Source organism: Pedobacter sp. BG31, from assembly GCF_042464845.1.
GTDB lineage: Bacteria > Bacteroidota > Bacteroidia > Sphingobacteriales > Sphingobacteriaceae > Pedobacter > Pedobacter suwonensis.
In genome coordinates, this window is sequence record NZ_JBHNZK010000013.1 from 136,661 (window position 1) to 149,871 (window position 13,211).

8 protein-coding genes are annotated in these 13,211 nt (G+C 41.0%); 4 read left to right on the top strand and 4 right to left on the bottom strand.

What is annotated here, in order from left to right; translation table 11 throughout:
* Positions 1–40: 40 nt before the first annotated feature.
* Complete coding sequence (locus ACFE6N_RS15975; RefSeq protein WP_378938047.1) at positions 41–766, top strand: DUF72 domain-containing protein; 726 nt, start codon at positions 41–43, stop codon at positions 764–766.
* 208 nt (positions 767–974) lie between these two features.
* On the opposite strand, the gene ACFE6N_RS15980 is transcribed toward ACFE6N_RS15975, so the two are convergent.
* The 3 genes from ACFE6N_RS15980 to ACFE6N_RS15990 all read right to left on the bottom strand — a co-directional run bounded on the left by ACFE6N_RS15980 (position 975) and on the right by ACFE6N_RS15990 (position 6,205).
* On the bottom strand, positions 975–1,337 hold the full coding sequence (locus tag ACFE6N_RS15980) for a response regulator (protein WP_378938049.1): 363 nt from the start codon (positions 1,335–1,337) through the stop codon (positions 975–977).
* Entirely contained in the window at positions 1,330–2,883 is a 1,554-nt protein-coding gene (locus ACFE6N_RS15985) for a PAS domain-containing protein (protein WP_378938051.1), read from the bottom strand. Before ACFE6N_RS15985 ends, ACFE6N_RS15980 begins: the two co-directional genes overlap by 8 nt.
* Before the next feature lie 394 nt (positions 2,884–3,277).
* Complete coding sequence (locus ACFE6N_RS15990; RefSeq protein WP_378938053.1) at positions 3,278–6,205, bottom strand: ATP-binding protein; 2,928 nt, start codon at positions 6,203–6,205, stop codon at positions 3,278–3,280.
* A gap of 228 nt (positions 6,206–6,433) precedes the next feature.
* Here ACFE6N_RS15990 and ACFE6N_RS15995 point away from each other — a divergent pair, with 228 nt between their 5' ends.
* The 3 genes from ACFE6N_RS15995 to ACFE6N_RS16005 all read left to right on the top strand — a co-directional run bounded on the left by ACFE6N_RS15995 (position 6,434) and on the right by ACFE6N_RS16005 (position 11,317).
* Complete coding sequence (locus ACFE6N_RS15995) at positions 6,434–7,756, top strand: paraquat-inducible protein A (protein ID WP_378938055.1); 1,323 nt, start codon at positions 6,434–6,436, stop codon at positions 7,754–7,756.
* Positions 7,757–7,768: 12 nt separating this feature from the next.
* On the top strand, positions 7,769–9,118 hold the full coding sequence (locus ACFE6N_RS16000; protein WP_378938057.1) for a paraquat-inducible protein A: 1,350 nt from the start codon (positions 7,769–7,771) through the stop codon (positions 9,116–9,118).
* A 156-nt stretch (positions 9,119–9,274) separates the two neighbouring features.
* On the top strand, positions 9,275–11,317 hold the full coding sequence (locus ACFE6N_RS16005; protein WP_378938059.1) for an ATP-binding protein: 2,043 nt from the start codon (positions 9,275–9,277) through the stop codon (positions 11,315–11,317).
* 133 nt (positions 11,318–11,450) lie between these two features.
* Here ACFE6N_RS16005 and ACFE6N_RS16010 read toward each other — a convergent pair whose 3' ends face one another.
* The gene (locus ACFE6N_RS16010; RefSeq protein WP_378938061.1) at positions 11,451–13,211 is read right to left on the bottom strand and encodes a glycoside hydrolase family 9 protein; all 1,761 of its coding nucleotides are present in this window, start codon (positions 13,209–13,211) and stop codon (positions 11,451–11,453) included.

Below are 13,211 nucleotides of genomic sequence, written 5' to 3' on the forward strand. Positions count from 1 at the left end.
AGATAACCGTGATAAGTATTTTAGCATAAGATAGGATTAAATGAAATCAGGTAAGGCTTTTATCGGTACATCAGGATGGAAATACCGCCATTGGGAGGGTACTTTTTATCCGGCAAATCTTAAAAAGAAAGATCAATTGCAATATTTTACTGCAAATTTTGATACTGTAGAACTGAACAATTCTTTTTACCGCCAGCCAACGCTACAGAATTTCGAAGCTTGGGAGGCACAAAGTCCCACGCATTTTACTTATGCCGTTAAAGCTAACCGGTATTTTACCCATTTAAAAAAACTGAATGTATCGCGAAACGAAATCGTAGAATTTTTAGATGCAAGCCTCGGGCTAGGGAAGAAATTGGGTCCTATCCTTTTTCAACTCCCACCAAAATGGCAAATTAATACCGAGCGGCTGGAACGATTTTTAGAAATACTCCCATCAGGATATCGTTATACTTTTGAATTCAGAAATCAGACCTGGGACCATGAAGCGGTATTTGCGCTGTTAAAACAATACAATTGTGCCTTCTGTATTTACGATTTAGGCGGGCATCAATCGCCCATTGTTGCCACTGCTGATTTTGTATACATCAGGCTGCACGGACCCGGAGAAAAATACCAGGGTTCATACAGCCAATCTGCCTTAACAAAATGGGCTGAGACGTGTAATGCCTGGTTGCAGGAAAAGAAAGACGTATACGTCTATTTTGATAATGACCAAGAAGGTTATGCTGCCTTTAATGCAATTGAGCTTAAGAAAATGATGTAAATAAATGCTTTAAATGCTGAGTTTAACTTTTAGGTGAACCTAATGCAAATTCATCATGTTGAATTCATTTTACAAGTAGCGTTAGCATTTCAATTGCCTTGTAGCTACTTCGTGGTCAGCATCTTCGGCAAGAAGCCCCTGAAATAAATCCGATAGCTAGCTATCGGATCAGTGTGACGACGGTAAACAAAAATATGTATCAACTCCTTTAATTAAGCAGGGCGTTAACGGAATCTAAAATATTGTTTAAATCAAAAGGTTTGGCTATAAATTGATTGGCACCTGCATTACTGGCTACCTGTTCACCATCTCTGCTGGCAGAAATTACAATTACTTTTAGTTGATGATGCGTCGAGTGCTTTCTTAGGTGCTTCAGTACTTCCTGTCCCGAAAGTCTAGGCATCCATAAATCCAGGATCAGTAAATCCGGTTGTTCCTTGTCAATAGCCGCCTGTACTTTTAAACTGTCATTTACCGAAATTACCGTATGTCCCACCTCATCCAAAATCATTTCCAACACATCAATAATCCCTTCATCATCATCACAGATCATGATTTTCTTTTTATCCATTCGTTTCCTTTCCTGCCTTAGGTAAGGTAAAACTGAATATAGAACCTTTGCCTATTTCACTTTCTACCCATAGGGTTCCATTATGTCTTTTAATAATCTGGTCGCAAATATAAAGTCCTATGCCCATCCCTGGAAACTTTTTCTGGATTTCTACACCCCGGTAAAACCTTTCAAAAACTTTTTTCCTGTCTTCAGCACTCATTCCCAAACCAAAATCCTTAACCGATACCTTTACATAATCGCTTACGTTGGCAATATTGACTTCAATTTTTTCCGAATCGGGTGCATATTTAATGGCGTTTGATAATAAATTGCTCACCACTTGAGCAATGTGCGACTCATCTGCAACCACCTTTGCACCAGTTTGGCCACTTAATATAATTTGATGACCAGGAACTGTTGTACGCATACCTTCAACAGCTTCAGCAATCATGTTATCGAAATCAAACTGCGCCATATGCAGTTCCATATTACCACTCTGGATACGCGAAACATCAAGCAATTCGCTAATCAGCGAATTTAAGCGTTCTACATATACCGATACTTTGCCAAAAGTAGAGAGAAATTTCTCACTCGCACCTTGAGGCATGGCGCGTTCTAACAACTGCACATAACCTTTTATTGTAGTAAGCGGGGTACGGAGTTCGTGACTGGCAATGGATAAGAAGTCGTCTTTTCTAATTTCCACCTCACGCCTTTCTGTAATATCTTCAATAGCCAGCAGGATTTGGTCTTTAAATTGTCCTTCAAATTCTACACGGTATGCATTCAAGAGCATTAGTTTCTTTCCAATATGTGGAAAATCATGCTCAACTTCGAAATCCACAACAGGATTATTTGTTGGCAGAATTTTAACAAGCAGATCACGAAGCTTTGGAATATCCCACTGGTGGTTCCCTAAATCATATAACTGACGGCCAACCGTTTCTTCCTTACTAACCTTAAATGTCCTCAAAAAGTGATTGTTGGCACTAATTACATTGAAATTAGGATCAAGTACCAAAAGCCCCTCGCGCACCGTCTCTATAATACTGGACAGGAAGGCTTCGCTTTCCCGAAGTTCTTTTGTACGCTCCTTGATCCGGTTTTCCATCACCAATTTTTGCTGCCGCAAATCGTGTTCCGCATTCTTCCTTGAGGTTACATCGTTCTGCACCCCTATAAAATGGGTTACCTCACCATTGGCATTTTTAACTGGCGACATATAGAGTTCGTTCCAGAACAGATCGCCATTTTTTTTATAATTTCTGATCTCTACCCTGCACTCTACTCCTTCTGCAATACACTTGGCTAAAATAGCCCGCTCTTTTTGGTTTCGGTCCTGTGCCTGTAAAAACCTGCAGTTATGCCCGATAATCTCCTTTCTGGAATATCCGGTAATTTTTTCAAAGGCCTTATTGCAATAAATGATTGGATTGTCTTGCTGGGTATTATCGGTAATAATTATACCAGAAATAGAGGCATCCAATGCCATGGTCATCAGTTGAAAATTAGATGCACCTGCATTTCCTGAAAGTTCAAATTTTCTATTGTTAGATGTTTCCAATTGATCTGTATAAAATTGTGTGTATCTGACTTGTATTTTGAGAAGTGTTTAACACTTCTAATTTCTTTTTAATTAATAAAATCCATCATATAACCCCTTAATTAGTAATTTGTTTTATTTCTTTACAACTAAAATCGGTTACATTGATAAAGTATTGATGCATGTCAGAAATCATCTATGTAAAAAAAAGACAACTATAAATATTACTCCCCAAGCCAGGTTAATTTATAATATTATGCTAAAATAGCCTTTTTTCAAAACAATTAAGAAATGACCAATGTTATAACCGCACATCTACCTAAAATAAATAACTGTGCAATCAGTTCGTTGATGCGGCTACCGGCAATCCGGTAGTCGCTTTTTTTTAGCCAATGAACGTCTGATGTGCTTTGCTTTAATCTGCCAAAGGCAAAGAAAAACAAAAGGTAGAACCTACCATAGGTTCGCTCTCCACGCTTATGATCCCACCATGGCGGTTAACAATTTCTGCACAAAGGTATAAGCCTACACCAAATCCCCTAAAACCTTTATTTGCCGATTCGGTACGGTAAAACCGCTTAAACACATGTATTTGATCTTCTTTTTTTATCCCAATTCCATAATCCCGTATACCTATTACTGCTTGTTTTTCGTTTTTATTTACAGCAATTTCAATCTTCGGTGCTTCCGGTGCATATTTTACGGCGTTTATCAACAGGTTTGTGATAACCTGGCCAATTTTTTCCCGATCACCTCTTACCTGGAGATTATCACCACCGGTGAAATGGAGGATATGCGAAGGAGATGTAAATTGTACTTCGGCTGCAATTTCCTTAGCCAGTTCATCAATATCAAATTGTTCCCAATTCAGGTGCAACATCCCTTCATCCAGTTTACTCACATCAAGGAAATCGTCAACCATCCTCGCCATTCTCGTGATCTGGTAACCGGCCCTTTCTGCTGCATTGGCTATCAAAGGTTCATTAATTGTTGCAGACTTTTTCCCTATGAGCTGAATATAACCAAAGAGTGCGGTCAACGGTGTTTTTAATTCGTGGGAAGCAACGGCCACAAAATCGCGCATACGCCGTTCATTGTAAAGCCTAACCCTGTTTATTTTAATCTGCGCACGTACTTTACTCAGTAACTCCTGTGCAGAAAAAGGCTTAACCAGATAATCATCTGCACCTGCTTCCAACCCATCAATTCTGGCTTCTTCGCCTGCCCTTGCCGAAAGAAAAATAAGTGGGATCCAATGTTTTTCTTCTCTTTCCCTGATTTTTTTAAGCAAAGCTTTTCCATCCATAACAGGCATCATGATGTCAATAAGGATAAGCTCGGGAGTGAAAGTGCTGAGTTTTTGCAGGGCATCTTCACCATTAACTGCTGTGTAAACGTTAAATTCAGGTTCAAGCAAACGTTTCAGATAGGCGCGCATATCGTTATTATCATCAACAATCAGCACCTTGGCTTCGGGCTGGTGTACGTGGTCAGCCTGAGTAGGTTTGTTCTCCTTTACTATTTCACTATACTCTTCACCTAATAAGCCTGAAGCCTCTTGAAGAAAAGATTCTCTCAAACCCATCATCAGTCCCTGAAAACCTTTTTGATGCACTTGTTCTGCAGGCAGATGAGAACTTCCTAAAGGGATACGTAAAGTAAAGGTTGATCCCGTTCCAAAAACACTTTCGACGGCTATATCTCCGCCGTGTAACCCAACAAGCTCACTAACCAATGAAAGTCCGATGCCAGTTCCCTCATGGGTTCTGCCAATCGCATTTTCCACCCGATGAAAGCGTTCAAACATATGCGGAAGTTCAGCCGCTGGTATACCTACCCCGGTATCTGAAACCTTTAAGATCACATGATCACCCTCTTTAATCAATTCGACGGTAATTTTTCCTGCAAGTGTATATTTAAAAGCGTTGGAAAGCAAGTTGAGTACAATCTTTTCCCACATCTGGATATCGAGGAAAACTTCAAAAGACTGTAAATCAGCCTTAACAACAAGCTCCATACCTGCTTTCTCAATAATAGACCGGAAACTACTGGCGAGGTCAGTAGTTACCCCTACAATATCAACCGGCTGAAAAGCAGCTTTTACCCTCCCGGCTTCCACCCTGCTAAAATCAAGGAGGTTATTAACCAGTTTGAGCAGGCGCATGGAATTGCGATGCGTAGAAAGTACAATCTCACCAATTTCAGGATCGGCCATAATGGTTTTGGCCTGGAGATCTTCCAGCTGCCCAAGCATTAACGTAAGAGGCGTACGAAACTCATGACTGACGTTACTAAAAAAAGCTGTTTTCGATCTATCTATTGCAGCCAGCGCTTCAGCCCGTTTCTGTTCCTGCTCGTAGGCATATACATTAGAAACCGCACTACTAAAAGTATTGGCCAAAAGCGAGTAAAAGCCCAGGTATTCTTCATCAATGGCTCTTCTGGCACTCACGCCAGCAACAATGTAACCAAAGGGTTTTTCCTTACCCGAAATAAATACCGGCAAAATTACTGCTGTAGTCGGTGTTTCAGGATATGGCTGGCAGGCAAAATTACCAAACCTCGAAATCAAATCGTCTAAAACCAAAGGTGCATCAACGGCTCTTGCTAACGGCCAGGCTGGTTCGTTCCCATCAAATAATATTTCAGGAATAGCCAATGCCGGGGCAAGCGCTGTGCCAGCACTATTGATCAAAGTGGCAGATGCGCCGTCATCTGCTATACTGTAAAACAAGATAAAAGGCAAATCAGCAACAAAATCCGGTTGCTTTTCCACAATCAGGCTGCCTATATCTTCAATGGACTTTGCCCTGGCTAAAACTGATGCCAGATCGCGGAGCACCTGCGTTCTGCGGCCATTGAGCATTTTATCGGTAGTTTCGGTAATGGGGTGAAATATTCCGCCCACCTCGCCAGATTCATCCCGTATAGGTGCAAATGAAAAAGTCATAAATGCTTCTTCCAGGTAGCCGTACCGAAACAAAAACATCTGTTGATCGGTAATGTAAGTTCCTTCTCCCTGCTGTCCGCGCGTAAATTTATCGCCAACCACCTCCAGAGCAGATTCCCAGCAAATGCGAAAGTTCATGCCCATTGATTGGGGATGCATGGTCCCACAGATGGGGCGGTAGGCATCATTATAAATCTGTATCGTTTCTGGCCCCCAGGCAATAAGGATCGGAAAGGTGGAAGAAAGACACAAACTCACAGATGTCCGAAGACTTTGCGGCCACGTTTCAACCGGGCCTAATGGATTATCAGACCAGTCCATTGAGCGGATTAATGCGCCCATTTCTCCACCGCCAGATAAAAACTGTTCGTTAGAGAAGCTTTGATTATCCATTATTTTATTTATTTATGGCGATAAAGATAATACAAATAGCATCAACAAAACCTTGATAATCGAATAAGTTGCCTATGCTATCCTGAAAAATTCAAATACACACACTTAGCCTGTTTATCCGATCTCTTTCTGCTGTAAAAGCGGTATAAAACATTTTGCAAAAATTAATGTTTATCTGCAAATAGCTCACCCTTTCGAGGAGATGTAATCACCATTATCACGCATAGATTGGAAAAAATAATCAACAAACCTGCATCAGGAAAACCTATCCACCAGATTTTGCTGATCATTGCATTAGGCATACTGCTTGTAGCCGAAGGCTTTTTTGGTTTCAGGCTACACGAACTATCTGAAAAACAGGAACAGATTAAACACGATTACGCAAGGGTAAACAACATCACTTATGGACTGTTTTCTGTGCAACAATGGAAAGATAAAGTAGCAGATATTGTTCACCACCAGGTTTCTGGCCTCAAAATAACCCGCAAACAAAAAAAGGTACTACAGGGCGAAGTTGAACAGGTACTCCTTGCACTTATTGATAAGGCAGAAGCCCTGGTAAACAAACCCAAAAAAACCATTAGCGGGAAGATCCAAAAGTTTGCCATCAAAAATTTTGTTAATTCGGATAGTATCCGCGCAGAAGTGCCAAAATTTGCCAAAAAAATAATTGCTGAAATTGATAATCCTAAAAATAAAAAGCAACTGGGCCGCATGGCCCTGGGCGAGTTTAATGAGATAGCTAAAGAAGAAAGTCAGGATACTGCATTTATTGCCAATAACGCCATAATGAAAAAAATTTACAACCGTTATGGCGTATCTGATAATCAACAGTTAAACCAGAAGCTAACTGGTTCATTAAACAGCATCCGGCAGCAAACCTACTACTACTGTTTTGGGATGTTAGGCTGCGTAATCATCGTACTATCATTCTGGTGGCTACTGCGCAAACGTAGGGATTTGCATACCACGCTTTTCATTATGTCGTTACTTTTTGCCTTTATGCTTTTAGCAGTCGGCCTAACCGCCTCTATGATTGAAGTTGATGCCAGAATCAGGTCTTTAGATTTTGTTTTGCTGGGAGAACATGTTGTTTTTAATGATCAGGTACTTTTTTTCCAGAGCAAAAGTATAATGGATGTCGTGCGGGTACTCATCAGCCAATCGGCAATAGATTCTGTACTGGTTGGCGTATTGATCCTGGCTTTTAGTATCTTGTTCCCCGTAGTTAAGCTCACGTCAACAGGGATTCACCTGCTGGGTGGCAAAAAGTGGGCAGAAAATGGTATTGTCAAGTATTTTGCTTTTCAATCAGGAAAATGGAGCATGGCCGATGTAATTGTGATCGCTATTTTAATGGCATACATTGGGCTTAACGGATTGCTTGAAAACCAGTTGCGGGCCCTGAATATTAATAACGATTCGCTTACCATCCTCACAACCAATAACACCGCGCTGCAACCTGGTTACATTGTTTTTATTTGTTTTGTACTTTATGGATTGATCCTTTCGACCATCCTTAAATCTATTACCCCGCACGACGTGCATTAAATCCAAAAATGAATGAGCGAATTGCAAAAAGATAATATGAGTACCAATAAACAGGTTAAGCCAGATCAATCCAGGTCGGCATCTTTTATCCTGATTGCCGCACTTTTGCTGTTGTTAATGGCTGCAGCGTATTGTGGCTACCATTTCCGCGAACTGGCTTATGAGCAAAAACACATTAAGGAAGATTACAGCCTTTCGAACAACATTACTTTCGGCATATTTTCGGTAGACCGCTGGGGAGATAAAATCTCAGCAGTAGTTGATCGGAAGGTAAAGGGCTTTAACCTTACCAAAAGCCAAAAGGTGGATATGCAACAAGAAGTTGAAAAACAGTTACATGGCATGGTAAACAAAGCCGTTGCTGAAGTGACGAAACCGCAGAAAGGACTTGGTGCCAAACTTAAAAAACTGGCGTTTAATACATTTGTAGATGTTAAAGAAATCCATGCATTGGTGCCATCTTTCTCACGTACCATTGTAACCAAAATAACCAGCCCCAGAAGCTTGAAAAAATTAAAATCTGTAGCAACCGGAAAACTCGACGAACTGGAAGCGCAGACTTATGACCGAAGTGATCAAACCATCTCATCCGTAGAACATAGCATTTTTAAAAAGTATAAAGTAGATAATGCCAATGCTTTTGACAAAGTTGTAAATGCCAAACTTAGCCACATTAAAGGTTTAAGCTATCAGTATGCAATCGGGATGACTGCCTGTATTGTGATTGCCCTAATACTTTGGCTTTTATTACGCAAACGGGTGGATAGCGAAGTTACCCTTTTTGTGATATCATTGCTTTTCGCGTTCATTTTACTTGCAGTTGGCGTATCATCACCCATTATAGAGGTAGATGCCAGAATTAAAACACTTGAGTTTGCCTTGTTAGGAGAAAAACTGGTTTTCAACAACCAGGTACTCTTTTTTCAAAGCCAGAGTATTTTGGGTATTATTGGCACCCTGGTAGAACAGCCCAAACCAGATGCGGTATTAGTAGGTGTATTACTGATGCTTTTCGTGGTTATACTGCCCTTACTGCGCCTCATTGCACGTGGATTGCAAGTATCATGTAGCAAATTATTAGGCAATTCAAAATTCATCCGTTTTCTGGCATTTGACCTCGGCAAATGGGATATGGCAGATGTGATGGTAGTTGGGATAGGCATGACCTATATTGGCCTTAACGGGATTTTAAAAAGCCAGCTATCCGGGCTCAATATCGACACCGAAGCGCTAAAAGTGGTTACTGTAAATAATTCTGCGCTACAGTTAGGCTTTTTTATCTTCGTTGCTTATGTAGCTTATAACATGATTTTATCCGCTATACTGAAACGCATAGATGAACAAAATGGACCTTGTATTTAAATTGAGGGGTATAATTGTGGATTACCAATAGCGTAAACACGATGATGTCTGCTGTTTTGGTCACCAATTGCAAAATCAACAGATTAAGATTTAATAAATATTATTACGCTGGTAAATTGCCAAAATGATTACATTTGTATTTAACGGGATACATCAATGCTAACCATAACCAATACTTCCAGTTTCATAACCCTGGCGCCAATCCCGATCTTCGTTATTGATCCCGATTCACTGCAACTCGCATATGCAAACGCTCAATTTTTAGCGTTGGTAAATGGAAGTCTGGAAGAGATCCTGAAAATGAATCTTCAGGACATTTTGCGCCAAAACCTGCCTCCAAACATTTCTAATTTCTTTTTACAGTTAACAAACAACTTTACAATACCCGTACAGATTCCTGACCTGGTAAGTAGCGTATCGCCATTTTCAAGCTTTCTTTATTTTGCAAGCAAACTAGAACAGGCTGCTGATCATCAACCAAAAATTGTGGTTTGGCTGATCGCGAAACCAACGCTAGCAACAGAACAGAATCAGCCTGTAAATGACCACGAGCTATCGGCAAACCTGAAAGCTGCAAATGAAATACTGCCTGGTACGAACAAGGGCATTAACCGCCGAAATATAGAATACATGCAAACAACAGGTGAAAGCCTGCAAATAGAAACCGAGCATGTGCTGCTTGCCAAGGATGATGTTCAAACAAGTGAAACGGATGGCGTAACTTCAACGGAAACCTGGACAAAATTGGAAGCAAGCCGCGAATGGTTTAAAAATATGGTTCGTTCCTCTCCTGTTCCGATGTTGATTACCAAAGGAGAAAACATGGTTTTTGACGTAATTAACGGCCCCATGCTTAATCTGATTGGTAAGGACTCATCGGTTTTAGGAAAACCCTGGTTCGAAGCTATCCCCGAATTGGTTGGACAACAGGTAGTGGACGAATTATTTTATGCTTACCGCACAGGGCTCAACCACCATGTGCCCGGTGTTGGCATATCACTGATCAAAAATGGCAAGCCGACATTAGGCTATTACGACCTGACCTATACCCCCTTGAAAGTAAACGGAAAGGTAATCGGGCTGATGCAAACCGCCACGGACATTACCGAGCATGTAATTTCAAAGGAAAAACTTCAAAAGGCCTATGAACAGATCAGGTTATCTAAAGAAGCTGCTCAACTGGGCACTTTCGATATGGACATGGCTACGGGCCACATGCAATGGGACGACCGCTGCAGGCTATTATTCGGGATCAGCCATTCGAATGAGGTTGATTTTGAGCGGGATTTTTTACAGAACCTTCATCAAGATGATTTAGAAAGGATTAACGCCGTTTTAGCTTATGTTTTTGATAAACAAGCCAGCAACGGTATTTACGACGTAGAATATCGCACTATTGGATTTGAAGACAAACGCCTGAGGTGGATCAGGGCCAAAGGGCAGGTTTATTTTGATGCCAACGATAAACCGATGCGATTTATAGGTTCGGTGCTGGATATTACTGAGCAAAAGGAGGATGAACAGCGTAAGAATGATTTTATCGGTATGGCGAGCCACGAGCTCAAAACACCACTCACCTCGATAAATGGCTACCTGCAACTGTTGCAATACCTCTCGCGCCAGCAAACTGAAGACAGAATGCTCGCTACAATTGACAAATCGCTAAACCAGGTGAAGCGGATGACCAGAATGATTGATGGATTTTTAAATGTTTCACGTCTAGAATCAGGAAAAATAGCCATTGATAAACAACAATTTGAAATTACAGATTTATTAAAAGAGGTTTGTGAAGAAACCCTGACGTTAACAACGGGTTATGAGGTAAAGCTGCACCTTGCCGATGAGGTAATGGTTTATGCAGACCGCAACAAATTAAACCAGGTGCTTCAAAACCTGATCGGTAATGCCATAAAATATTCTGATCTGGGTAGCAAGGTTAATATACAATATTCCGTTGATCATGATCAAATTATAATAAGTGTCATTGATCAAGGCATCGGCATTAAAGCTGAGCATCAACAAAAACTTTTCGACCGGTATTACAGGGTTGAAAATGACAGTACGATCGCCGGCTTTGGGATAGGTTTATACCTGTGCGCAGAAATCATAACCCGTCATCAGGGAAAAATTTGGGTAGAGAGTGAATTCGGAAAAGGTAGTACTTTTTCTTTCAGTATTCCGCTGAGCAATGCCAGCTAAATAAAATTTCAAATATTACCGCCAACTCAACTTGCTTCATTTTATTTTATGAGATATAGATATCTCGCCGCCTGTACGGGCTGGTCTGTCAGCACAGGCGGTGACTCCGGGCATGGGTTACTTCTATTGATCCTTATTTTTTCCCCTTTGCAATACACTCCATTGCATTTGCTACATATACCAATGGTGCATTCCAGTTGATGGCAATTTCATTACTCGCATAAGAATTGACATCATCGAGGTATGACAATTCTGGTTCGGAATCGTATTTTAATCCATCCTGTTTTTCCCGGTTAGGCCCACCAACGAGTAAGCCCGGAATGGGTTCAGCAATACCATCTGCAAACGACAGCCGATGATGTGGGTGCATAGGTGATTTGTAACCTATGCCGGTTACAAAAGAATAGCCGGTTGCATTTTTACCTAAAACGTAATCCAGGTTACTGACCGCAGCATCGAGATAAGCCTCATTTTTGGAAAATAAATAAGCGTTGATGAGTAATATGCTTTGATTCATTGCTGAAGAATTACTTCCCCATGCGAAATCGTCAGGCGAAGCGCCAATCACCGTATGGTAGGCACCTGTTTTGAAGGCATTTAAGTAACGATCAGCAAGTGTCAATATTTTTTTCTTCAAAATGCTGGTTATACTTTTATAACTTTCAGGCAGCTGCCGCTCACATCTAATTAATGTATAATACCCCAATATGCCTACATTGCTCCAGCTTTGCAAGCTTACCGGAGCATTCAAACGCGCAAAAAAGGCATTATAATAGGCCTGCTCCCCGGTTGAGGCCAGCAGTTCTGCAGAGGCCCAGATCCATTCATCTTCAAAGTTCTTATCACCGTAAGCACCAGTGGTTACTTTAAGGTCTGATGTTTTGTTAAGCAGATCTTGATCGTAAACAACGTTAGGGTTATTTAATGCCCAGCGCCAGGCATTTCTGGATGCCGAAAGGCAACTATCTGCCAATCCGGGATATTGCTCAGGAAAATGTTTAAAAATGCGATAAGCCTGTGCGGCCACAGCGACTAAGTTTAATGTTGCGGCAGTACCCTTTGCCACCACATAACGTTTTAACAAGGCCTGATCTGGCATCACCATGCCGTCGAAATTCAGATTAGTACATTTGTGATAAACCCCGCCGTCGCTAGGATCCTGCATTTTAAGCATCCATCGTAAATTGTAAACTGCCTCTGTTAAGACGTCTGGAACTTCGTTTTTGGCATGTGGAATACGCACCTCCTGCCCCACGAAATATTCAGGAAAATCTTCATAAGCAGAAAGTAAGGTTGAGGTAGAAATACCACTATTTACCACATATTTATTATAATCTCCGGCATCATACCATCCTCCGGAAACATTAATCTTACTATCAACCTTACGATTTTTAGAAGCGGCTGATGGATGAATATAAACTGAAGTATCGGGATGCCCGGCAGCACGATACCATTTCCCTGCATAGGTTACATCCAGCGCAGTTGAAGCACGCTGATAATAGAATGCCTTTAATGCAGCCACTGCTAAATCATGGTTCACATGATCTGTAATTTTAAAAACCGGAGATTCAGGAACGCCATCCACGTGGATGATATAATCGCCTGATTGATCAAAAGCACTAAAATCGGCTAGTTTTGTTTTAATGTTCGAATATTGGGTAGTTTTTAGTTCCGATAATACACCGGTGTACACCACTTTCCGGTCTGGCATGGATAACAACTCAAACTTACTTTCTGAAACGGGGTTAAGTATAACCACACTTTTTTCAAGCTTTGGATAATAACCAGACTGGTTCAGCACAATTTTAGGAGTAGCCATTTGCTGCGCAAAAACTGCAGTTGTAAACAGTAACAAACCGATTAAAAACAACTTACACATCACACCATTCATCAT

Coding starts and splice junctions, on each gene's coding strand:
- ACFE6N_RS16005 (WP_378938059.1), top strand. CDS start 9,275: ATGCTAACCATAACCAATACTTCCAGTTTCATAACCCTGGCGCCAATC.
- ACFE6N_RS15980 (WP_378938049.1), bottom strand. CDS start 1,337: ATGGATAAAAAGAAAATCATGATCTGTGATGATGATGAAGGGATTATT.
- ACFE6N_RS16010 (WP_378938061.1), bottom strand. CDS start 13,211: ATGATGAATGGTGTGATGTGTAAGTTGTTTTTAATCGGTTTGTTACTG.
- ACFE6N_RS15990 (WP_378938053.1), bottom strand. CDS start 6,205: ATGGATAATCAAAGCTTCTCTAACGAACAGTTTTTATCTGGCGGTGGA.
- ACFE6N_RS15975 (WP_378938047.1), top strand. CDS start 41: ATGAAATCAGGTAAGGCTTTTATCGGTACATCAGGATGGAAATACCGC.
- ACFE6N_RS16000 (WP_378938057.1), top strand. CDS start 7,769: ATGAGCGAATTGCAAAAAGATAATATGAGTACCAATAAACAGGTTAAG.